The following is a 20,726-nucleotide window of genomic DNA, read 5'->3' on the forward strand; positions in this document are numbered from 1 at the left end:
ACCGGCTCGTCCGTTCCCTCTCAGTGGTTGGTCTCCCGGCCGTCCATTCGACCGGAAGATCAACGATGAGGGAGCCGCGGCGGCGGATGTCAGGCCTTCCGACCCGCGTCACCCGAACGTGTGCACGGCCGCCCCGGCTTTGACCCCGTCCACGAACACGGCCCATGACACGGCCGCGAGGATCAACGGCGGGGCGGCAGGGGTTTTGCTGTCCCGGACGGGGACGAGGTTGGGGTGGCCGTCTGCGACCTCGACGCAGTCGTTGGCTCCACCTTGGCTGTAGCTCGACTTACGCCAGGCCGCGATGCTGAGGTCAGGGGTGGACTTCATGCGCTCTCCTAGTCTCGGACCGACTCCAAGAACGTGAACCAGGACCCGGCCGAGAAAACCAGCGGGCGGCTCGCCGGGATCTTGCTGTCCCGGACGGGGACCAGGCCGGTGTAGCCGTCGGCGACCTCGACGCAGTTGTTGGCTCCCCCGTCGCTGTAGCTCGACTTGCGCCAAGCGGCGGTGCTGAGGTCAGGGGTGTGCGTCATGACGTCGGTGCTCCTTCAGAACAGTCCGGATGAACGCCAGCGAGTCCGGTGGGGACAGCGCCAGGTCGCGAAGACGATCGTAGGACAGTCGGAGACGTAGAACCTCGTCCGGATCCTCGTCGAGCCGACTGGAACGGTTGCCTTCCTCGTAGGCAACAGCGCTGCCGTCCTTCTGCCAGAGCAGTGTCAGTGATCCGACCATGTGGTGGTGAACACCCGCCGCGAACGGGAGCACTTGGAGGGTCACGTTGGGCAGCATCGCGACCGTCTCCAGTTGAACCAGCTGGTCGAGCCAGGTCTTGGCAAGGGCCGCGGGCCGCCGGAACGCCACCTCGTCCATGACGATCCGGACGTCGGGCGCGGGCCTCTGCCGGAGCACGTACTGCCGACCCAGCCTCGCGGCCACCTGTTCCTCGATCATCTCGTCGGCGTCCGCTGTTGTCTGGCCCCCAGACAACACCTCCCGAGCGAAATCTTCTGTCTGCAGGAGGCCAGGCAGAGCAGGGGTGAACACCCTCATCACCCGCGCCGTCGCCTCCAACTCCATGAACTGTTTGTACTCGTCCTTGAACGCGTCCAGCCGAGCCGCCTTCCAATGGCTGACCAGCAGCTCACCGGCCTCGTAGTAGACGTCCAGGTCCTCCATCACCGTCACCTTGGACAGCCGCTCCCCCGACTCCAGTCGGCTCAGGTAGCTCTTGTCGTAGCCGGTGTCCTCCGCCAGCTGCCCGAGCGACTTCCCCGCCTTCTCGCGCAGATACCGGAGTGTCCGTCCCAGTACCGCGCGCCCCGACTCGCTCTCGGCGTCAACCTGTTCGGTCACTTCACCCCTCCCCGTTGCCTGGGCCCGCAGACAACGCCAACCCTCTTCCGCAGCGTACGCCGCACCGGTGACCATCGAGGCACGAACGGTAATCACCGCTCGTCAGGACACCCGGCAGGACAGAGGAGCGCCACGGAATGAGTGAACGCGTCGTAGGAATCTGGGAGTTACTGCTGATGGCACTCGTGCACACCCTGCTCCCCTCGCAGCGTCGCGCTCGGCGTAAACGGCGACTTCAACGGCAGCGGCGACGCGCCCTCTGGCTCGCCGTACACGGCATCGACGTCGGGCCCCGCCGTATCCACGGTGTGGTGGTGCGGGCATGAGCATCCCCGGCAACATCCCCAACTCGGCGCGCGGGGAACTGCGGTTGCTGCCCTGGACCACCCCCGACGGCAAGCCCTGTTACCTCAGCGCGGACAGCCACGACAGCCGGCTCTCCCTCCTCGCCGACGACATCGAGGCGGCCCAACTCGACTCCGGGGAACAGGTGTTGGCCGGAGCCAAGGCCGTACTCGCCGACCCGAAGGCCGGCGAACGGGCCGTACGTTTCGCGCTCACCAGGGCGTCGGAATCCCTCGGTGACGTCCTCCGCATCGCCGTCAGCCGAGGCGAACGCATCCCGGAGTGCGGACGGTGATCCCGGACCGGTCTCGTCCGCTGGCCTCGGGGCCCTTCATCGTGCCTGCGCACCGACCCCCTTCGCCTCCTGACAAGCACAGCTTGCCGATCTACCATCTACCCGTCCTACACGGGGGAGTCGGCATGGGCCAGGACGTGCACGAGCGCGGCATCGAGCGGGAGTACGGGCGACGGAGACGGATCCGCCTCGGGCGGTTCGCCTTCTTGGCGGTTGCCGTCGCCAACTCCGTCTACCAGATGAATCGGGACCCCAATATCTTCAGCCACCGGGCCCGGCTGGTCGCCGACGTCCTGCTGGTGTGGCTGTTCGTCTGGGCCCTGCTCACCAGTTGGCGCCAGCGCACCTTCGTCACAGCCGACGGGATCGCCGTACGCGGAGCCGTGCGGATCCGGCGCCGGAGCTGGCACGACATCTACGACATCCGGGTCGAGCCCCGCCGCAACCAGCGCAGCGGCGACTCCCAGTGGCTCACCTTCCTCTACGACAACGACGGCCGGCGCCTGCTTCTCCCGCACGTCGACGACGGTCAGCTACCGGAATTCGGCGCCGAGATCGACGACCTGCGCGAGACGGCCGCCCGGCACCGCGGCATGGCCTGGGAGCGGCGGCCCGAGGTCGAGGAGCGGATCCGGCGGCAATCCGGTCACCGTAAGGCCTGGGAACGGGCCACCAGCGGCGCCCTGTTCGTCCTGCTGGCCATGTTCCTGGTCACGCTGTGGCGGATAGCGACCGCCCGGGACACCGAGCCGCTGCTGTTGCTTGTCTGCGTTCCTCTCGGCGCCTTCGCCCTGCTCGCCGCCCTCCTGCACTGGCGCTGGGAGTCCCAAGTCCCGCCCCCCGGCTCCGACTTCCGGGCGCGGCCCCGGCTCTAGCCGTACGACCTCCAGCCGTACGACATCGACTCAACTCACCGACCTGAAGAACTCGGTGATGTCCTCGGCCAGCAACTCCGGTTCCTCGTGGGCCGGGAAGTGACCGCCTCGCGGCATCGTCGTGTACCGGGTGAGGTGGTACTTGCGTTCCACGAAGCCGCGAGGGGCGGGGGTGCCGGCGCCGAGGTTGGCGGGGAACAGGGCCAGGGCGGTTGGCACCTCCACCCGGTCCAGCTTCGGGATGAGGCCCTGGCCGGACGCGTAGTAGGGGATGAACGACGTCCCGATCGTGTTCGTGAACCAGTACAGCGACGCCTGGGTGAGAAGGAAGTCGTCTGTGAAACGGGTCGAGAGGTTCCCTTCGCAGTCGCTCCAGGAGCGGTACTTCTCCACCATCCAACCCAGCAGGCCCGACGGGGAATCGCTCAGGCCCTGGGCCAAGGTCAGTGGGCGGGTGCGTTGTTGGTGGGCGTACGCGCCCTCTTCCTGGGACCGGGCGCCGAAGGCGGTCAGGTACTCCCGTTCCTCGTCGGTCAGTTGGGCGGCGGTGGGGTCCGGGGGTGTGCTCAGGATGTCCAGCAAGTGGATGCCGACCACGCTCTCGGGGTGGGCATGACCGAGGCGCGCCGTGATCCCCGAACCCAGGTCGCCACCGTGCGCGCCGTAGTGCTCGAAGCCCAACTCGTCGTGCATCAGGCGGTGCCACAGTTCGTGGGTGAGCGGTGACTTGTCCGTCAGGCCCGTGGGCGGGGACGAGAACGTGAAGCCCGGGAGGGACGGCACGATCACCGTGAACGCGTTCCTCGGATCACCGCCGTAGCGCGACGGTGTCGAGAGCCTTTGTGCCAGTTCGACCAGCTCGTAGAACGTGCTCGGCCAGCCGTTGGTCAGGACCAGCGGCAGGGCACCCGTACGTTCGGCGTCGAAGCGCAGGTAGTGGACGGTCATGCCGTCGATCGCGGCGAAGCGGGACGGGAGCTCGTTGATCGCGGTCTCGTGTGCACGCCAGTCGTAGCCGTCGGCCCAGTACTCGGTCAGGCGCCTCAGCTCTTTGGCGTCGGTGCCCGCCTGCCACTCGGCCACGGGCCATGGTTCCGCCCACCTCGTCCCGCGCAGGCGGGCCCGCAGGTCGTCGAGGTCCGCGTCCGGCACCTCCAGCAAGGGGCCGGGGGTGGTGTCCGTCGTTGGGGTCCGCCATGAGGTCGTCCATGTTTTCGACACCTTCAAAACGTATAGCCGGTGTCGAGCGCCGTCAACACCGACTTCGCGGTACGGTGGTGTCGTGAGTGATGGTGATGGCGTCGTAGATCTCGTCCTGGTCGAGCAGTTCCTCAACACGCTCGACGAAAGATCCTTCAGCTGGCACGGGGAGCGGCACACCGGCAACGATGAACTGACCTGCGTCCAGGGCCTGTTGGCGTGGCTGGAGGCGCATGGGCTGGTCGGCTCGGGGCAGGAACTGGGGCCGTCCGATCTGGCCGCCGCCCTCGCACTCCGTGCCGGTCTGCGGGATGCCCTCACCAGCGGAACCGACGGTGCCGACCGCGCCACGACCGCTCGGACCCTCGCCCCTTTTCCCCTGGTGCTGGCTCCGGACGCGGGCGGCGGCGGGCTTCGGCTCGTCGCCGACAGCGGTACGCCCGGCCTGGACGCCATCGTGGAGACGGTCGCCGCGAGCGTCGCCGGTGGCGGCTGGAGTCGTCTGAAACTGTGCGCCTCGCCGGACTGCCGCTGGGCCTTCTACGACACCTCGCGCAACGGCGGCGGCCGCTGGTGCTCGATGGACGCCTGCGGGAACCGGAACAAGACCCGTGCCTACCGTCGCCGCCGCGCGGACTGAGGAGACACCCCTCGCCCGTCAGCCCTCAGCCCTCGCATAACCAACTGCCAGCCCCGCCACAGGCGTTCGTCCCACCGTGTCGGCATGGCGCCGAAGATTCTCCTGGCCGACGACGACGAAGACGTGCGGGAAGGGATCGGCAGGCTGCTCCGGTACGAGGGGTACGAGACCGTCCTCGCCGGGGACGGGCGTACCGCGCTCGATCTCCTCGGCGTATCTCTCGGCGTATCCCTCGGGCTGTCCTTCGGCGTGCCGGATGATGCCTCCGCGCCCGACCTCGTGCTGATGGACGTCACCATGCCCGAGTTGGACGGGCTCGCCGCCACGCGGCGCATCCGGGCCTCCGGGTCCACCGTGCCGATCCTGATGATCACCGGGCGGGACGCGGTCGGGGACCGGATCGTCGCCCTCGACAACGGTGCCGATGACTACCTCAGCAAGCCGTTCGCCATCGAGGAACTCCTCGCTCGGGTACGGGCGTTGCTGCGGCGCGGTGCCCAGCGGACCGCCGCCGACGAGGCTCCGTCCGAGCTCGAACAACTCGTCTTCCAGGATCTCGTCATGGACCTGCGTACCCGTACCGTCGCCCGTGACGGACGACCGCTCGATCTCACCAGGACCGAATTCCTGTTGCTGGAGCACCTGTTGAGGCATCCGGGCGCCGCGCTCACCCGGTCCCAGATCCACCGGCATGTCTGGGGCTTCGACTTCGAGCCCGCGTCCAACACGCTCGACGTGTACGTCATGTACCTGCGCCGCAAACTGGAGAGCCGCGGCGAACCGCGGCTCGTCCACACCGTGCGGGGGCTCGGGTACAGCCTCCGGGCCGCTCCGCCTACTTGATCTATCTCTTCTATCTCTTCTATCTCTTCTATCTCTTCGGCAGCCGCAGGATCATCGTCTCGTCCGGTGCCTGGGACGGGACCTGGCGCAGGGTCATCGTGTCCTCCGAACGATGCCGTCCCGTTCCCGTGATCGCCATTTCGGGGAGCGGACCCGCAAGTCGCGCGTACGCGCCGCCCCTTGCCACCAGCTCCGCGTGCGTGCCCGTCTCCACCAGGCGTCCGCCCTCGACGACCAGGATGCGGTCCGCGTCCGGGGCGAGGCTCAGGTCGTGGGTGATCATGATGGTCGTGCGGCCGGACATGAGGCGGCGCAGGGGCTGGATCACCTGGCGGGCGGCCACCGAGTCGAGGCCGGCGGTCGGTTCGTCCAGGACCAGGACCGGGGCCTCGCGGAGCATCGCCCGGGCGATCGCGATCCGTTGGAGCTGGCCGCCGGAGAGTGCCGCCGTGCCGGGGGCGATCTGGGTGTCGTAGCCCTCGGGGAGGGAGGCGATGAAGTCGTGCGCCGCCGCCGAACGTGCGGCCCGTTCGATGTCCTCGTCCGTCGCGCCGGGGCGGCCGCACTCGATGTTCTCGCGGACCGTGCCGTTGAGGATGAGGGTCTGCTGGGGGAGCAACGCGACGTTCTCCCGCAGGAATTCGAGGGGTACGTCGCGGAGGGGGACGCCGTCCAGGCAGATCACGCCCGCTGAGGGGTCGTAGAAGCGGGTGAGGAGTTTGGACAGGGTCGACTTGCCCGCGCCGCTCTCGCCCGTGATGATCACCAGCTCGCCCGGGTTCGCCCTGAAGGTGACGTCGTTGACCGAGTCGCGGGTCGCGCCGGGGTAGCCGAAGGTCACGCCGTGGAAGCTGACCCAGCCGTGGACCGGCCAGGCGGGGACGGGTTCGCGGGGGTCGCCGACGGACGGGGTGGCGTCCAGGATCTCGTTGATGCGGGCGGCGCCGGCCGTGGCGGCGGTGAGGGTGAGGCCGAGCTGGCCGAGGTTGCGGACGGGTGGGTACAGGTAGCCGATGAAGGCCGCGAAGGCGAGGAGTGCGCCGAGGGTCATGCGGTCGGCGGAGATCTCCCAGACGCCGAGGCCGATCACCGACAGGACGCAGAGCGTTTCTACGACCTCCACGAACTGCTCGTACATCTCGCTGAGCCGGGCACCGCGGACCGACGCCTTCATCCACGCGCGGGCTTCGACGTCGAGGCGCTTCTCCTCGTCGCGGCGGCGGTTGTACGCCTGGGTGAGGACCACGTTGCCGAGGGACTCCTCGACGACCGAGGTGATCGCGCCGTCGGCGACCCGTTCGTCCTGCGAGGCCTGCTTGATGCGGCCCGAGAAACGGCGGGCCGCGAAGAGGAAGAGGGGGGCGAGGACGAAGGTGGCCAGGGCCAGGTCCCAGCGGAGGTACAGCGCCGCGCAGGCGTAGAACACGGCTGAGAAAGCTGCCGAGATGGTGCCGACCACCCCGGACACGACCATCTGCTCGATGGCCTCGACGTCTCCGGTGAGGCGTTCGACCAGGTCGCCCTGGCGGTGCTTCTGGAAGAAGTGGGGTGGGAGGTCCTGGACATGGCTGAAGACGTTCGCGCGCAGGCGCAGGACGAAGCGTTCGGCGGTCCACGTGGCGAGGGAGTTGCCGAAGTAGCCGACCAGCGCGCCCAGTGCGGCGACGCCGAGCCAGGCCGCGGCCGGGCCCCAGAAGGCGGACAGCGAACCGGACTTGAGGGCGTTGTCGGTGAGGTCAGCGAACAGCAGGATCGCGGCGGTCTCGGAGAGCGCCGACACCACGACACACGTGATGATCACCGCGAGCCACTTGCGGTCACCGCGGGTCAGCGGCCAGAAACGGCGGAAGGCCTCACGGGCTTCCCTCATGGTCAACAACTCCCTTCAGAGCAGGTCGAGTTCAGTAGCCGGCCGATGTGAGTCCACGGCCTGGACGTGGCCTGGACGTGGCCGAGGCGGGGCCACCGAAGCGAGTTCGCTCGCTAACCGGTGGCCCCGCCTCAAGGTGTGCCGCGTCAGCCCTTGTGGCCGACGGGGCGCTTCGGAGCGGGCTTCTTCGGCGCGGGCTTCTTGGGCGCCGGGGCCGGCTTGCGGTGCTTCTTGACGGGGACGATCTTGTGGAAGCTCATGACGGGGTCCCTCCCGGTAAGTGCCGCGCTGATGCGGCGAGTTGTGGGGTACTGCAGGTGGTTCTGGGGGTGCTGCGGGTGCTGCGGGTCTTCTACGGCCGACCTGGCGGCTTACTTGTGGCCGACCGGACGACGCTTCGGGGCCGGAGCAGCCTTCTTCGGGGCCTTCTTGGGCGCCGGAGCGGGCTTGTGGGCCTTCTTGACCGGGGCGATCTTGTGGAAGCTCATGGTGGGGTCCCTCCCTGTAAGTGCCGCTCAACCGCGGCGAGTTGTGGAGTGGTGCGAGTACTGCGGGTGGTGCTGCGGGTGCTGCGGGTCTTCTACGGCCGGACCGGGGGCTTACTTGTGGCCCACGGGGCGGCGCTTCGGGGCCGCCGCCGGCTTCTTCGAAGGCTTCTTCTTCGGGGCCGGGGCGGGCTTGGGGGCCTTCTTCACCGGGGCGATCTTGTGGAAGCTCATGTCTGTGTCCCTCTCCGTCGCGGCTGCTGCCGGCTCTGCTGCGGTTCTGCAACAGTTCCTCTACCGATCTGCTGCAATTGCCTTTGAACTACTTCTGAATTACGTCTGTAAATCCTCTGTCAGCCCTTGTGGGCGACCGGGCGACGCTTCGGGGCGGGCTTCTTCGGCGCCGGCTTCTTGGGGGCCGGGGCGGGCTTGCGGGTCTGCTTGATGGGGTGAATCTTGTTGAAGCTCATGATTTATTTCCCTCCCTGGGAATTCTTATCTGCGGTTTACCGTGGTTTATCGCTGCTGGTCAGGCGGCTTACTTGTGGCCGACCGGGCGGCGCTTCGGGGCCGGAGCAGCCTTCTTCGGGGCCCTCTTGGGCGCCGGGGCGGGCTTGCGGGTCTTCTTCACCGGGGCGATCTTGTGGAAGCTCATCGTGCTCTCCTTCGTCTCTGCTCTGTCTCTGCTCTGCCTATGTCGTTTGCGCTGTTCGCTTTCGACATGGAAAACACTACTGGACTCCTGACGCAGGAAAAGCCTTTTTCGCTTAGACCTTCCTGAGCAATCCCTGTGGAAGACTCTTATGGAATTTGCGGAACTGAACCCGGCCTTACACAGAATTTAGAACGGGAAAACAGAAGGGCCCGGCGCCGACCTGCGGCTCCGGGCCCCTCGTCAGAGATGGGTTACTGAGAGACGGGTTACTGCACGATGTTGATCCGGTTCGCTGCCGGGGGCGTGAGCGGACCGGTGGCCGACGAGTTCGCCGTCAGGTAGTCCGCCAGCGCGGTCAGGTCGTCCGTGCCGACCACGTCACCGGTGCCCTGCCCCAGCGTCGTGAAGCCGTCACCGCCGCCCGCGAGGAAGCTGTTCGTCGCGACGCGGTACGTGGCGGCCGGGTCGATCGCCGAGCCGTTCAGGCGGATCGAGTCCGTCACCACCCGGTCCGCGCCCGTCTTCGTCAGGTCCAGCGTGTACGTCAGCCCGGACGACACCTGGAGCACCTTCGGCGCCGCCGCGTTCGTGCCGCTCACCTGCTCCTTGAGGGCCTGGATCACCTGGGCCCCCGTGAAGTCCTGGAGGTTCACCGTGTTCGCGAACGGCTGCACCGTGAAGCCCTCGGCGTACGTCACCACGCCGTCGCCCTCGGCACCGGTGGCCTTGTAGGTGAGGCCCGCCCGCACCCCGCCCGGGTTCATCAGCGCGAGGTCGGTCTCCGGGTCCAGCTTCTTGCCGTACGCGAGTTGGGCGTCGGCGATGAGGTCGCCCATCGGGGACTCGGTGCCGGTGTTGCCCACGTCGGCGGAGATGTAGCCGATCGCGCGGTTGCCGATGGGGGCCGCGAGGGTGTTCCACTTGCTGATCAGGCTGGTCATGTCGGCGGCCTTGGGGACGGTCCGAGTGACCACGTGGTTCGCCGACTTGACCGCCGTACGCGCGATGTCGCCCGTCTTACGGTCGTACGTCAGCGTCGTGTCCGTGTAGAGGCGGCCGAAGGACGATGCCGAAGTGACCATACGGGGCTTGCCACTTGGGTCGTTGATCGTGCAGACGTACGCGTTGTGGGTGTGGCCGGTGACGAGCGCGTCGACCGCCGGGGTGACGTTCTTCGCGATGTCGACGATCGGGCCGGAGATGCCGGAGCCCGAACCGGACGCGTCGCAGTCGTAGTTGTACGACGCGGAGGCCGGGAAGCCGCCCTCGTGGATCAGTGCGACGATCGACTGGACGCCCTGCTTCTGGAGCTCCTTGGCGTACTTGTTGATCGTCTCGACCTCGTCCTTGAACTGGAGGCCCTTGACGCCGTCCGCGGAGACGATGCCCGGGGTGCCCTCCAGCGTGACGCCGATGAAGCCGACCTTGACGCCGTTCTTCTTCCACACCCAATAGGGCTTCAGGATCGGCTTCTTGGTCTTCTCGTCGAGGACGTTGGCCGCGAGGTAGGGGAAGTCGGCGCCCTTGAACTTCTTGTCCGTGTAGCAGCCCTCGGTGGGGTGGCAGCCGCCGTTCTGGAGGCGGGCCAGCTCCTTGGCGCCCTCGTCGAACTCGTGGTTGCCGACCGAAGTGACGTCCAGGTCGAGCTTGTTGAGCGCCTCGATGGTCGGCTCGTCGTGGAACAGGCCCGAGATCAGCGGGGACGCGCCGACCATGTCGCCGCCGGCCGCGGTGATCGAGTACGGGTTGCCCTTGCGGGCGTCGCGCAGGTGCGTCGCGAGGTACTCGACGCCGCCCGCGTCGATCGTCTTCGTCGTGCCGTCCGCCTGGAGTTCGGTGACCCGGCCGGAGGAACCGGACGGCGGCTCCAGGTTGCCGTGCAGGTCGTTGAAGGAGAGGAGTTGTACGTCCTGGTAGCGGCTGGGCTTGTGCCCGTGGCCGCCGGGGTTGCCGTGGGCGTCGGCGGGCAGAGCGGCGGCCAGCGCACCCGCCGTGGCGAGGCTCACCGTGGCGGCGAGGAGTGCGGCGGTACGGCGTCTGCGCGGGCGGTGCGGCTGGGTTGTGGCTGGCATGAGCCCCCCTGTGTGTCGGCTGAGAAGGTCACCACGTTCCGGCGCAGCCTAGGGTCAACGCGCGTAGCGTGACAGGGGGTTCTTGGTTACATCCTGGTTTCTTCTTTGCCGCCACTTTGCGGGGGGATCGGCTTACCCTCATACCCATGACCAGCGACGACACCGTACGGCCCGCGCCCGGCTCCCGTTCCATCGAGACCTACTCCGCGCTCTCCCCGGACCAGGGCGAGGCCGTCCTCGCGCTGATCGGCGAGGCCGCCGGGACCGACGGGCAGCCGGCGGTGTCCGAGCAGGGGCGGTTGCGGATCCGCGGGGGTGAGCGGGCCGGAGTCTCGCATCTGCTGCTGACCCTGGGCGACGAACTCGTCGGCTACGCGCAGTTGGAGGACACGGACCCGGTGGAGGCGCCGGCCGCGGAACTCGTCGTCCATCCCTCGCACCGGGGGCACGGGCACGGGCGGGCGCTGGGCGCCGCGCTGCTGGCCGCGTCCGGGAAGCGGCTCCGGGTGTGGGCGCATGGTGGGCATGCCGCGGCGCGTCATCTCGCGCAGGTTCTCGGGCTCACGATGTTCCGTGAACTCCGGCAGCTGCGGCGGGCGTTGACCGGGCTTGAGCTGCCGGAGCCGGTGCTCGCGGAGGGGGTTACCGTACGGACCTTCGTGCCCGGCGTTGACGACACGGCGTGGCTTGCCGTCAACGCCGCGGCCTTCGCCCACCACCCCGAGCAGGGTTCCCTCACCCAGCGGGACCTCGACGACCGTAAGTCCGAGGCGTGGTTCGACCCCGCGGGGTTCTTCCTGGCCGAACGGGGTGGCGAGCTGGTGGGCTTCCACTGGACCAAGGTCCACGCGGAGGAGCGGTTGGGTGAGGTGTACGTGGTGGGGGTGTTGCCCGGGGTTCAGGGTGGCGGGCTCGGCAAGGCGCTGACGACGATCGGGCTACGGCACCTTGCGGCACAGGGGTTGCCCACGGCGATGTTGTACGTCGACGCGGACAACAAGGCGGCGGTGTCCGTGTATGAGCGGCTGGGGTTCACGACGTATGAGACGGACCTGATGTACCGCTCGGAGTCGTAGAGCCCGCTGCGCCTGCGTGACCGTCCCGGGTTAAGAAACAGCCCTCGACCTCGGCCTCAGCAACCTCCTCCGCACCGGTTCCGGTCCGCACGCCGCCCACACCAGCGCCGCCCCCACCAGCACCATCGCCCAGTGGTCATGCCCCACCCCCCACGGCTTCTCCGTCGGGGAGACGTACATCCCCCAGTCGTTGGGCAGGGCGAGGGGCGACACCAGGGCGATGACCAGGAACCCGGCGGCCACGCGCTGGCCCGGTTCCGGTTCGGCCGTGAAGCGGAGGGCCGCCGCCGCTGCGGCGAGGGAGAGGACCGCCGCCGCTGCCGCCTCCAGGGTCACGTCGCCGACCGGGGGGCGGATCTTCGACGGGATCAGCAGGACCGCCGCAGTCCACCAGACCACCGCGAACGGGGCCACCAGTGCCACCCGCAGGGTCGTGCGGAGGATGCGGCGGGTCGGTACCGAGGACGTGAGGTCGCGGGCCGGGTCGTCCAGGACGAAGGCCAGGCCCAGGGCGAAGGTGAGGGCGGCCGCGCGCAGCGCGATGAGCGCGGACCACGGGTCCGGTTCGTCCGAGAGGAGGCGGGGCAGGGCCGCGATCAGCAGGGCCACCGCGGCGGTCGCGGCCAGCGCCCGTACCGGCAGGGCGCGCAGGACCGGTCGGATCAGCTGCGCCAACACCCTTGTCGTGGAAGGGGGTTGGACGCCCGTCCGCTCGGCCTCCCCGCTCTCCCTCTCCCTCGTCATCACTCGCACTTGTCCGCCCCAGCCGGACCCTTGACGCCCAGCAGCTGAGCGACCTTTGCCGTCGTCACCTTCGGGGAAGTCAGTTCCGCCCAGTGCGCCTTCACCTTCGGGGTGACCGTGGACGGGCCCGCGGCGAGCAACTCCCTTACGACGCTGGTCTGTCCGGCCGTCATGGTCATTCCGTTGGTCGGCGACAGGACGATGGAGGAGCCGGTCACGGTGTCGCTCAGGCGGACCGCGCGGAGCTCGGAGACCGGGTCGGACGTCCAGCCCAGGGCCAGCCACATGATGGTGACCATGCGGCCGTCGCACACGTCACCGCCGGCCTTCTCGTTCCCGAGGACCAGTACGGAGGCGACCGCGGCGGAGAACTCCGGTGTCCGGGGGCCGCCCCACATCGTGCGGACGGTGACCTGGTTCGGTGTGGTGGACGGGTCGATCGCGCCGTCGGCCTCCATGCCGTAGCGGGCCTCGACGCGTTGCTGCACGAGCAGCTTGCGGGTCTGGGCGGTGCCGCCCGCGAGGGACTGGACGTGGTCCGTGACGTCGGCCCATGTCGACGTCCTGGGGACCCACTCGGGGAACGCGCAGTACGTCGAGCGGCCGTGCCGGACGCAGTTCTGGACCTTCTGCGGGTTGAGCGTGGCCACTGTGCGCGCCGCGACCGTCTCCGACGGGACGCCTGCCGCCTGGCCGACTCCGCCGGCCACTCCAAGGGCGACCGCTCCGGCCAGGGAGCCCGCCAGTACCGCCGTCGCCGTCTTCGTGCGGCCCTTGCTGATCAGTACCGCGAGGAGGGCCAGCGCCAGGGCCAGGCCCGTCAGGTACAGGGCGTGCGAGGCGGCCGGGCGGCCGATCAGGTCGGAGGGGATCGTCTTGGTGCTCCCCTCGCCGACGATCGGGGGCAGCCAGGCCGTGGCACCGCCGCCGCCGATCGATACCGGCGCGAGGACGGAGAACACGAGAAGCAGCACCGCGGCCACCGGGATCGCGAACGGCTTCGGCACCAGCCTCGCCATCAGCAGGCCGATCGCCCCGCAGAGCAGCACGCACAGAGGGCCTACCAGCAGCTCGCCCACCGAACCGTTGCCCACCGCCGTCGACTTGACCGCCTGCCAGCCGAACTGGGCCGCCACGCCCAGCGCGACGAGTCCGGTCACCGGCAGGACCGACAGCGCGTGCGCTGCCGTACGGCGCCACGGTTCGAGGACCAGGACCCCGAACAGCCGCTCCGTGTCGTGCCGTTGGGAACGCAGCACGGCCTGGTTGACGCAGAGCAGGACCGCGAAGCCGACCAGCAGCGGGCCCGTCTGGGTGGCGCGGTCGACGTCCTGGAGGGCCGGATAGCCGTTCCAGTCACTCTTGGTGCGCCACACGATCCAGGCGACGTAGGCCGCCAGCATGAACAGCACCGGGATGCGCAGGAGGAGTCTGCGCGACTCGAAGCGGGCCAGGGCGAAGATCGCCGACCAGGACTGGCGGGCGGGTGCCGTGAGCGTCTCGGCGGGGGTCAGGGTCAGTACGGTGCTCATGCCGTCGCCTCCGCGTGCATACCGTCGAGGGTGAGCAAGTAGCCGTCCTCCAGGGTGGGTTCGACGAGTTCGGCGCCGGGCGGCGGGTCGCCCACGTTGCGGAAGACGCCGAGGCCGGTGCGCCAGCCCGCCTTCGCGTCGGGGTCGCGTTCCGAGCTGCTCCACACGCGGCCCGCGGCCCGTGCGGTGAGTTCGGCCGGGGTGCCGTCGAAGCGGACGCGGCCGACGGCCATGACGACGACGCGGTGGCAGAGCATCGCCACGTCCTCGGTCTGGTGGGTGGAGAGGAGCACTGTTCGCCCCTCCCCCGCGCGGGCGATCAACTCCCTGAAGCGCATGCGCTGTTCGGGGTCCAGGCCGACCGTCGGCTCGTCCAGGACCAGGAAGCCGGGGTCGCCCACCAGCGCCGCCGCGAGCGCGACCCGCTGGCGCATACCGCCGGACAGCTTCTTGATGCGCTTGCCGCGTACGTCCGACAGGTCGACCTCGGCGAGCACGCGCCGTACCTCGTTGTGGCGGGCGGTGCGGTCGGTCAGCTCCTTGAGGATCGCTACGTAGTCGACGAAGTCGAAGGCCGTGAAGTCGGGGTGGAAGCCCGGCGTCTGCGGGAGGTAGCCGAGCACACGCCGGGTCTCCTGGCGGCCGGCGGGCGTGCGGGGGTCGTGGCCGAGGACGGTGAAGGCGCCCTCGTCGGCGGGGACCGCGGTGGCCAGCACCCTCAACAGGGTCGTCTTTCCTGCCCCGTTGGGGCCGAGCAGGCCGGTGACGCCTTCGGTGAGCCGCAGCGACACGTCGTCGAGGGCGGTCGTCAGGCCGTAGCGCAGGCTGAGCCCGGCCGCGGAGACGGTGGTGGTCATGACGTACTCCAGTCGTGAAGTCGCTTGAAATGGCTGAAGTGGCTGAGTGGCTGAAGTGGCTTGAGAAATCAGGCTGTCGGGCGGAAACCCGGGGTCTTCGTGTCGAAGCGGTCGCGGGCCAGGTAGAGGAGGCCCGCGGCCAGGACCGCCACCGCCGCGGCCACCGTCTGGCCGGTCGCGGTGAACGGGGCGAGCGTGCCGCCGTGCGTCGCCCGCCCGTGGGCCGCCACCAGCAGGGCGGTCCAGGCCGCGCCGACTGCGCCGGGGGCGAGGACCGGGCCCAGGCGCGGGGTCAGCGCGAGGCTCGTCGAGGTGAGCGCGAGCGCGGGCAGCAGCCAGGCCAGGGCGGCGAGGCCGTATCCGGGCAGGGCCAGGGTCGCGAGGCCGTTGAGGCCAAGTCCCGCCACCAGTACGGCGGTTGTGCGGACCATCAGGAGTTTGAAGCCGTGCATCGGTGCTACGACGGTCATCTCGTAGGTCGGGTCGAGCACCGGGCCGTACGCCATCGCCACGCCCGCGAGCGGCAGCAGCGGGGCGAGGGCGAGGAAGACGTTGGGCGCCGCGACGTTCGACACGTCGGTCATCAGGACCGTCATCACGAGCAGCAGGGCCACCGCGCCCAGCCACGAGCGGCGCAGTACCGGTGTCGCCGCCAGCAGCCGTGCCGTGTGGTCGGCCACGCCGATCCGCACGAGCAGGGATTCCATCAACCCCCTTCTGGGGGCGTCGAGTTCGGCGTCGAGGCGTTCCCAGCCCGCGTCGAGGGCCACCGGGTCGGTGACCGACGCGAGCAGGGCCCGGCACTCGGCGCACTGGGCGAGGTGGGTGTCGGCGGACCAGAGCATGGGCGGTGCCAACTCGCCCCGCGCATAGGCGCGTACGTCGTCTTCGGCCACATGCCAGGTCATGCCAGCTCCTCCCGCAGTTGCTTACGGGCCCGCATGGCCCGTGTCTTGACCGTCCCGGCCGGGATGCCCAGCAGCACGGCGGCCTCCCGGGTGGTCAGCCCGTCGATCACGGTGGCCTGGAGGACCGCCCGCAGCTCCGGCGAGAGCCGGACCAGCGCACCGGCGAGGTCCCCGTGCTCCACCCCCGCGAGCACGCGTTCCTCCGCCGACGCCTCGTCCCGGTGCCGCAGCCGCCCCAGCGCCTGCCGCAGCCGGCCGCGCGCCCCGTCGCCGCGCAGCACGTCGATCAGCCGCCGCGACCCGATCCGCCACAGCCACCCGGCCACATCGCCGTCCTCGCGGTAGCGCGCACTGCCCCGCCACACCGCGAGAAACGTCTCCTGTACGACGTCGTCGACCATCCCGGCGTCGGCGCACCGGCCGCGCAGCCGCGCGGTCAGCCAGGGCGCGTACCGCCGGTACAGCTCCTCGAACGCGCGTCGGTCGCCGTCCGCCGCGATGGCCCGCAGCAGCTCCCCGTCGCTTCCCGTATCCCTCACGTCTCCTCATCGCACGAGCCCCGCCGATCGGTTCACGGACCGGCACATCGATCTCACTTGACTTTCTCAGCCCCCTTGCACCACCCTTTCACTACTCAATTAGTGAAAGGGTGGTGGAACCCAGTGGTCGAGTACCGCATCGACCGGCACAGCGGCGTGGCCACCTATGTACAGATCGTCCAGCAGACCAAGCAGGCGCTGCGCGTGGGAATGCTGGAGCCCGGCGACAAGCTGCCGACGGCCCGCGAGGTCGTCGAGGCCACCGCCATCAACCCGAACACCGTCCTCAAGGCCTACCGCGAGCTGGAACGCGAGGGACTGGTCGAGGCCCGCCGCGGCCTCGGCACGTTCATCCGCAAGGCGCTGAGCATCACGCCCGCCGACTCGCCGCTGCGGTTAGAACTCGACGACTGGACCGCGCGGGCCCGGGAGGCCGGCCTCGGCCGGGACGACGTCGCCGCTCTCTTCACCGCCGTACTCGAAAAGCACTTTCAAGGAGAAGACTGATGACAGGCACCGCCGCGATAGAGGCCGCCGCTCTCGGCAAGCGGTTCGGCCGGCGGGGAGGGTGGGCCCTGCGGGACTGCGCCTTCCGGCTGCCCGCCGGACGCGTCTGCGCGGTCGTGGGACCGAACGGCGCGGGCAAGTCCACGCTCCTCGCCCTGGCCGCCGGGCTGCTCGCCCCGACCGAGGGCGCGATATCCGTCCTGGGCGCGGCGGCGGGCGCGGCCCGCGAGCGGGTGGCCTACGTCGCGCAGGACAAGCCCCTCTACCCGCAGCTCACCGTCGCCGAGACGCTGCGCATGGGCGCCGACCTGAACACCGACCGCTGGGACGCCTCCGTCGCCCAACGCATCGTGTCCGACGGGGACTTGAACCCGAAGTCGCGCATCCGCACCCTCTCCGGCGGCCAGTGCACCCGTGTCGCGCTCGCCCTCGCGCTGGCCAAGCGGCCCGAACTGCTGCTCCTGGACGAGCCGATGGCCGACCTGGACCCGCTGGCCCGGCACGAGATGATGGGCATCCTCATGGCGCAGGCCGCCGAGTCCGGCACCACGATCGTGATGTCCTCGCACGTCGTGGCCGAACTGGAGGACTCCTGCGACCACTTGCTGCTGATCGGCGGCGGCCGGGTCCGCCTCGCCGGGGAGATCGACGAGCTGCTCGCCGCGCACGTCCATGTGTCCGCGCCCGCGCACGCGGTCCTCGACCCGCACACGGTCGTCGAGTCGCGCACCACCGGCCGCCAACTCAGCGCCCTGGTCCGCCCCTTGAGCCCGCTCGACACCGACTGGCGTACCAGCACCCCCTCGCTGGAGGAGCTGGTCCTCTCCTATCTGCGCAACCCCGAGGCCGGCACCGCCCCCGCCGCCAAGACCGAGGAGACCGTCGCGTGACCGCCCTCGCGACGCGCCCGGCGACCCCGCACCCTCGGGAGGCTGGGGTCATTTCTAACCATTCACATGCCAGGACAGTGGTTAGTTCTACCCCCAGCCTCCAGCACCCACCCACCACCGACACCCCGGAGACCGCCGTATGACCGCCCTCGCCACACCGCCGGTCACCGGGCGCCGGAACGGGGCGCCGCCGCACCTGCTCCGCTGGATGCTGCGGCTGCACCGGACCGCCCTGGTGGTCTGGGTCGTGTTCGTGCTCGTCCTCGCAGGCCTCCTGCTGTGGCTGGGCGGGCCGCTCACCGACGCCGCGGCCGAGGGCTGGAAGCAGTACCACGCCTGCGCGTCGGGCGGCTGCGTGTACGACCCGAGCGCGGTCGGCCGCTACAAGGACTGGTACGCCTACACGACCGCCGCCGTCATCGCCGCCCCGCTCCTGGTCGCCGCCTGGTCCGGCGCCGCGCTCATCAGCCGCGAACTGGAACAGGGCACCGCGCAGTTGGCCTGGACCCAGTCGGTCTCCCCGGCCCGCTGGCTCGCCGCCAAGCTCACCCTCCCGGCCGTCCTGGTCACCGTCGGCTCCGGACTGCTGGTGGGCCTGCACCACTGGGCCTGGTCGACGGGCCAGGACCGCCGTCTCGACTCGGCCAAGGACTGGCACGACATAGGGACCTACGCCGCCAACGGCACGGCCACCGCCGCCATGGCCCTGGCGGCCCTGGTGATCGGCGCCTACTTCGGCCTGCTCAAGCGCAACTCCCCCGGCTCACTGGTCGGTTCACTGTGCGGCACGGGGCTCCTGTGGAGCGTCATGGCCATCGCGACGCCCCACCTCTGGCCCACTGTCACCAAGCTCAGCAGCCTCAAGCACAACGTCCCGCAGGGCTCCGGCATCATCGTCGACCAGGGCCTGGTCACCTCGACCGGCGCCCACATCGCCAGCCCGCAGTGCGGCTCCATCACCGACGGGAACTGCCGGGCCGTCTACGCCAAGCTCGACGCCGTCGGCTACTACAACGACTACCACCCCCAATCCCACTACTGGCCCCTCCAGTTGACGGCGACCGCGATCATCCTCGCCGTCACCGCCGCCCTGACCCTGGCCACGTTCCGCCTCCTCCAGCGCCAGACCGGTCCGACGGCGCCCGCACGCAAGGCAGCCGCCATATGACCACCCTGGCCCTGAGCCCCACCGCCCGACCCCAGCGCGCCGTACTGCGGCTGCACCGCCCGGCACTGATCGTCTGGGGCGCGTTCCAACTGCTCGCCGTGGGCGCCCTGTTGTGGGTGCACCTGTTCCGGGCGCCCGCCGAACGACACCCCGTCGACCAGTACTTCGTCCTCACCGACGTCAACAACGTCATGAACTTCCTCGGCGAGGTGCTCAGTTACGTCTCCATAGCCGTGGCCGCCTGGGCGGGTGCCGCGCTGATCGGCCGTGAGCTGGAGTCCGGTACGGCACGGCTCGCCTGGACCCAGTCCGTCACCCCGGCCCGCTGGCTGACCGCCAAACTCACCGCGGCCGCACTGCCGTTGACCGCCGGCACCACCCTGCTCGGCCTGCTCTTCGCCTGGATCTGGACCACCGACCAGGACGTCCTGGTCACCAACTGGTCCTGGGACCGCGTCCTCGTCCCGGCCGGCCCGCTCTCCGTGGCTCTCGTCCTCTTCGCCCTGGCCGCCGGCACCCTCGCCGGAGTCGCCCTCGGCCGCGCGCTGCCCGCGCTCGCGGTGGCCGCCGCCGTCACCTACGCGGCCCGCTACTTCTTCGGCCGCACGTGGGACGACATCTGGCCCGACCGCCACTTCTGGCCCGTCCAGCTCACGGCGACCGCCGTACTCCTCACCCTCACCGCACTCGCCCTCGCGGCCGCCTTCGCCCGGCTCGGCCGCCGTACGGACATCAAGGGAGCCGCCGTATGACCGCCCAGGCCCTGACCCGGACGGCCCCGCCGAGGCCGGCCCGCCCGCGCCGCGCGCTGCTGCGGCTGCACCGCCCCGCGCTGATCGTCTGGAGTGTCTTCGTCGCCGTGATCTCGGCGGTGCTGCTGTGGGCGTACGGCCCGCTGGGGAACGCGGCCCGTACCGCGTGGCAGCAGCAGTGCACCAAGGACCTCTGCGACTGGAACGACTCGATCGAGGGCTACCACCTCGCCTACACGGTCGCCGAAGTCGCGATCCACTTCATCCCGATCGTCGTCGCCGTCTGGGCGGGCGGTGTGCTGATCGGCCGCGAACTGGAGCACGGCACCGCACAGTTGGCCTGGACCCAGTCGGTCTCCCCGGCCCGCTGGCTCGCCGCCAAGCTCACCCTCCCGGCCGTCCTGCTCACCGCGGGCACCACCCTGCTCGTCCTGCTGCACCGCCTGCTGTTCGACGCGCACAAGATCCCCGACGGCTGGAGCTGGAACGACAACGACACCTTCTACGCCAACGGCACGATCGCGATCGCGTACCCCCTGCTGGGCCTCGCCCTCGGCGCCCTCGCGGGCCTGGTCGCACGCCGAGCCATGGCCGGCCTCACCCTCGCCGTCCTGGCCACGGCGACCGCGACGAGCCTCATCACCCTCGCGGCCCCGCACCTCGTGCCGTGGAAGACCAGCGTCGGCGACCTGAAGGAGGGCTACGCGGCACCCGCGAACGTCATCTACGGCGGCGAAGGCGCCGTCACCTCCACCGGCGCCCACATCCCCGACCCGTGCATCGGCGGCGGAAAGGCCTGCCCGGCCGCCCATGACATCGTCGGCTACTACAGCGAGTACCACCCCTCCTCCCAGTTCTGGCCCCTCCAGCTCACCGAAACCGCCCTCGTCCTCGCCGTCGCCGCCCTGGTGACCGCCGCCGCCTTCACCCTGCTGCGCCGCCGCACAGCCTGACCGGATCCCCCCTCCCCGCGGCTCCCCCGCATCCGTTACGTTCGTTTCCGTACCGTAGACGTCCGGGAGCCGCCCCCCGATATCCCGCACGCCATGTCGCCGTAACCAACGGTTCAGACGGGCTTGCGACGCTCGGCGAATGAAGCCCGTCGTGCCAGAGC

The 20,726-nt window shown here is 69.9% G+C and carries 22 protein-coding genes; 11 read left to right on the forward strand and 11 right to left on the reverse strand.

All coding sequences use genetic code 11. The features are described 5' to 3' along the window. Positions 1-108: 108 nt before the first annotated feature. From OG496_RS27080 to OG496_RS27090, 3 genes are read right to left on the reverse strand one after another with little or no spacing between them, the layout of a single operon-like run. Positions 109-330: a DUF397 domain-containing protein gene (locus OG496_RS27080; protein ID WP_405972726.1), complete on the reverse strand. Its 222-nt coding sequence runs from the start codon at positions 328-330 to the stop codon at positions 109-111. An 8-nt stretch (positions 331-338) separates the two neighbouring features. Beyond that, positions 339-536, reverse strand: a complete 198-nt coding sequence (locus OG496_RS27085; RefSeq protein ID WP_405972727.1) for a DUF397 domain-containing protein — start codon at positions 534-536, stop codon at positions 339-341. Next, positions 520-1,359 carry a helix-turn-helix domain-containing protein gene (locus tag OG496_RS27090; protein WP_405972728.1) on the reverse strand — a complete coding sequence of 280 codons (840 nt, stop codon included), beginning with the start codon at positions 1,357-1,359 and terminating at the stop codon, positions 520-522. Before OG496_RS27090 ends, OG496_RS27085 begins: the two co-directional genes overlap by 17 nt. Before the next feature lie 137 nt (positions 1,360-1,496). On the opposite strand from OG496_RS27090, the gene OG496_RS27095 reads away from it, so the two are divergent. The 3 genes from OG496_RS27095 (at position 1,497) to OG496_RS27105 (ending at position 2,874) form a co-directional block, all read left to right on the forward strand. Then, positions 1,497-1,685 carry a hypothetical protein gene (locus OG496_RS27095; protein ID WP_405972729.1) on the forward strand — a complete coding sequence of 63 codons (189 nt, stop codon included), beginning with the start codon at positions 1,497-1,499 and terminating at the stop codon, positions 1,683-1,685. Further along, complete coding sequence (locus OG496_RS27100) at positions 1,682-1,999, forward strand: hypothetical protein (RefSeq protein ID WP_405972730.1); 318 nt, start codon at positions 1,682-1,684, stop codon at positions 1,997-1,999. The genes OG496_RS27095 and OG496_RS27100 overlap by 4 nt, the downstream gene beginning before the upstream one ends. A 125-nt stretch (positions 2,000-2,124) precedes the next feature. Continuing rightward, complete coding sequence (locus OG496_RS27105) at positions 2,125-2,874, forward strand: PH domain-containing protein (RefSeq protein ID WP_405972731.1); 750 nt, start codon at positions 2,125-2,127, stop codon at positions 2,872-2,874. 30 nt (positions 2,875-2,904) lie between these two features. On the opposite strand, the gene OG496_RS27110 is transcribed toward OG496_RS27105, so the two are convergent. Beyond that, a complete protein-coding gene (locus tag OG496_RS27110) occupies positions 2,905-4,095 on the reverse strand; it encodes an epoxide hydrolase family protein (RefSeq protein ID WP_405972732.1) in 1,191 nt (396 codons plus the stop codon). 61 nt (positions 4,096-4,156) lie between these two features. Here OG496_RS27110 and OG496_RS27115 point away from each other — a divergent pair, with 61 nt between their 5' ends. Beyond that, positions 4,157-4,714: a CGNR zinc finger domain-containing protein gene (locus OG496_RS27115; protein WP_405972733.1), complete on the forward strand. Its 558-nt coding sequence runs from the start codon at positions 4,157-4,159 to the stop codon at positions 4,712-4,714. 84 nt (positions 4,715-4,798) lie between these two features. Then, positions 4,799-5,557 carry a response regulator transcription factor gene (locus tag OG496_RS27120; RefSeq protein WP_405972734.1) on the forward strand — a complete coding sequence of 253 codons (759 nt, stop codon included), beginning with the start codon at positions 4,799-4,801 and terminating at the stop codon, positions 5,555-5,557. Positions 5,558-5,585: 28 nt separating this feature from the next. On the opposite strand, the gene OG496_RS27125 is transcribed toward OG496_RS27120, so the two are convergent. Continuing rightward, positions 5,586-7,427 carry an ABC transporter ATP-binding protein gene (locus OG496_RS27125; protein WP_405972735.1) on the reverse strand — a complete coding sequence of 614 codons (1,842 nt, stop codon included), beginning with the start codon at positions 7,425-7,427 and terminating at the stop codon, positions 5,586-5,588. A gap of 1,406 nt (positions 7,428-8,833) precedes the next feature. Beyond that, positions 8,834-10,639, reverse strand: a complete 1,806-nt coding sequence (locus OG496_RS27130) for a bifunctional metallophosphatase/5'-nucleotidase (protein WP_405972736.1) — start codon at positions 10,637-10,639, stop codon at positions 8,834-8,836. A 146-nt stretch (positions 10,640-10,785) separates the two neighbouring features. Between OG496_RS27130 and mshD the strand changes: the two genes are divergently transcribed. Beyond that, on the forward strand, positions 10,786-11,715 hold the full coding sequence (gene mshD, locus OG496_RS27135; RefSeq protein WP_399395892.1) for a mycothiol synthase: 930 nt from the start codon (positions 10,786-10,788) through the stop codon (positions 11,713-11,715). Between the two features lie 30 nt (positions 11,716-11,745). Here mshD and OG496_RS27140 read toward each other — a convergent pair whose 3' ends face one another. From OG496_RS27140 to OG496_RS27160, 5 genes are all read right to left on the reverse strand, one after another. Next, entirely contained in the window at positions 11,746-12,393 is a 648-nt protein-coding gene (locus OG496_RS27140) for an ABC transporter (RefSeq protein WP_405976714.1), read from the reverse strand. A gap of 65 nt (positions 12,394-12,458) precedes the next feature. Continuing rightward, positions 12,459-13,991 carry an ABC transporter permease gene (locus OG496_RS27145; protein WP_405972737.1) on the reverse strand — a complete coding sequence of 511 codons (1,533 nt, stop codon included), beginning with the start codon at positions 13,989-13,991 and terminating at the stop codon, positions 12,459-12,461. Next, a complete protein-coding gene (locus tag OG496_RS27150; RefSeq protein WP_327403023.1) occupies positions 13,988-14,848 on the reverse strand; it encodes an ABC transporter ATP-binding protein in 861 nt (286 codons plus the stop codon). Before OG496_RS27150 ends, OG496_RS27145 begins: the two co-directional genes overlap by 4 nt. Before the next feature lie 68 nt (positions 14,849-14,916). After that, positions 14,917-15,756 (reverse strand): zf-HC2 domain-containing protein, encoded by an 840-nt coding sequence (locus OG496_RS27155; RefSeq protein ID WP_405972738.1) that lies wholly within the window; start codon positions 15,754-15,756, stop codon positions 14,917-14,919. Next, the gene (locus tag OG496_RS27160) at positions 15,753-16,295 is read right to left on the reverse strand and encodes an RNA polymerase sigma factor (RefSeq protein ID WP_328682025.1); all 543 of its coding nucleotides are present in this window, start codon (positions 16,293-16,295) and stop codon (positions 15,753-15,755) included. The genes OG496_RS27155 and OG496_RS27160 overlap by 4 nt, the downstream gene beginning before the upstream one ends. Positions 16,296-16,418: 123 nt before the next feature. On the opposite strand from OG496_RS27160, the gene OG496_RS27165 reads away from it, so the two are divergent. The 5 genes from OG496_RS27165 (at position 16,419) to OG496_RS27185 (ending at position 20,565) form a co-directional block, all read left to right on the forward strand. Further along, positions 16,419-16,802, forward strand: coding sequence for a GntR family transcriptional regulator (locus tag OG496_RS27165; RefSeq protein ID WP_366496582.1), 384 nt, complete (start codon positions 16,419-16,421; stop codon positions 16,800-16,802). Next, positions 16,802-17,692 (forward strand): ABC transporter ATP-binding protein, encoded by an 891-nt coding sequence (locus tag OG496_RS27170; RefSeq protein ID WP_366496581.1) that lies wholly within the window; start codon positions 16,802-16,804, stop codon positions 17,690-17,692. Before OG496_RS27165 ends, OG496_RS27170 begins: the two co-directional genes overlap by 1 nt. Before the next feature lie 139 nt (positions 17,693-17,831). After that, on the forward strand, positions 17,832-18,860 hold the full coding sequence (locus OG496_RS27175) for an ABC transporter permease (RefSeq protein WP_405972739.1): 1,029 nt from the start codon (positions 17,832-17,834) through the stop codon (positions 18,858-18,860). Then, complete coding sequence (locus tag OG496_RS27180; protein ID WP_405972740.1) at positions 18,857-19,612, forward strand: hypothetical protein; 756 nt, start codon at positions 18,857-18,859, stop codon at positions 19,610-19,612. The genes OG496_RS27175 and OG496_RS27180 overlap by 4 nt, the downstream gene beginning before the upstream one ends. Further along, complete coding sequence (locus OG496_RS27185) at positions 19,609-20,565, forward strand: hypothetical protein (RefSeq protein ID WP_405972741.1); 957 nt, start codon at positions 19,609-19,611, stop codon at positions 20,563-20,565. The genes OG496_RS27180 and OG496_RS27185 overlap by 4 nt, the downstream gene beginning before the upstream one ends. Positions 20,566-20,726: the final 161 nt, after the last annotated feature.

This window comes from Streptomyces sp. NBC_00988, from assembly GCF_045162645.1.
Classification (GTDB): Bacteria; Actinomycetota; Actinomycetes; order Streptomycetales; family Streptomycetaceae; genus Streptomyces.

What these genes read in the sequence shown, in the direction of transcription:
- OG496_RS27180 (WP_405972740.1), top strand. Translation starts at nt 18,857, where the DNA reads ATGACCACCCTGGCCCTGAGCCCCACCGCCCGACCCCAGCGCGCCGTA.
- OG496_RS27150 (WP_327403023.1), bottom strand. Translation starts at nt 14,848, where the DNA reads ATGACCACCACCGTCTCCGCGGCCGGGCTCAGCCTGCGCTACGGCCTG.
- OG496_RS27145 (WP_405972737.1), bottom strand. Translation starts at nt 13,991, where the DNA reads ATGAGCACCGTACTGACCCTGACCCCCGCCGAGACGCTCACGGCACCC.
- OG496_RS27175 (WP_405972739.1), top strand. Translation starts at nt 17,832, where the DNA reads ATGACCGCCCTCGCCACACCGCCGGTCACCGGGCGCCGGAACGGGGCG.
- OG496_RS27185 (WP_405972741.1), top strand. Translation starts at nt 19,609, where the DNA reads ATGACCGCCCAGGCCCTGACCCGGACGGCCCCGCCGAGGCCGGCCCGC.
- OG496_RS27100 (WP_405972730.1), top strand. Translation starts at nt 1,682, where the DNA reads ATGAGCATCCCCGGCAACATCCCCAACTCGGCGCGCGGGGAACTGCGG.
- OG496_RS27155 (WP_405972738.1), bottom strand. Translation starts at nt 15,756, where the DNA reads ATGACCTGGCATGTGGCCGAAGACGACGTACGCGCCTATGCGCGGGGC.
- mshD (WP_399395892.1), top strand. Translation starts at nt 10,786, where the DNA reads ATGACCAGCGACGACACCGTACGGCCCGCGCCCGGCTCCCGTTCCATC.
- OG496_RS27130 (WP_405972736.1), bottom strand. Translation starts at nt 10,639, where the DNA reads ATGCCAGCCACAACCCAGCCGCACCGCCCGCGCAGACGCCGTACCGCC.
- OG496_RS27105 (WP_405972731.1), top strand. Translation starts at nt 2,125, where the DNA reads ATGGGCCAGGACGTGCACGAGCGCGGCATCGAGCGGGAGTACGGGCGA.
- OG496_RS27095 (WP_405972729.1), top strand. Translation starts at nt 1,497, where the DNA reads ATGAGTGAACGCGTCGTAGGAATCTGGGAGTTACTGCTGATGGCACTC.
- OG496_RS27170 (WP_366496581.1), top strand. Translation starts at nt 16,802, where the DNA reads ATGACAGGCACCGCCGCGATAGAGGCCGCCGCTCTCGGCAAGCGGTTC.
- OG496_RS27125 (WP_405972735.1), bottom strand. Translation starts at nt 7,427, where the DNA reads ATGAGGGAAGCCCGTGAGGCCTTCCGCCGTTTCTGGCCGCTGACCCGC.
- OG496_RS27120 (WP_405972734.1), top strand. Translation starts at nt 4,799, where the DNA reads ATGGCGCCGAAGATTCTCCTGGCCGACGACGACGAAGACGTGCGGGAA.
- OG496_RS27085 (WP_405972727.1), bottom strand. Translation starts at nt 536, where the DNA reads ATGACGCACACCCCTGACCTCAGCACCGCCGCTTGGCGCAAGTCGAGC.
- OG496_RS27080 (WP_405972726.1), bottom strand. Translation starts at nt 330, where the DNA reads ATGAAGTCCACCCCTGACCTCAGCATCGCGGCCTGGCGTAAGTCGAGC.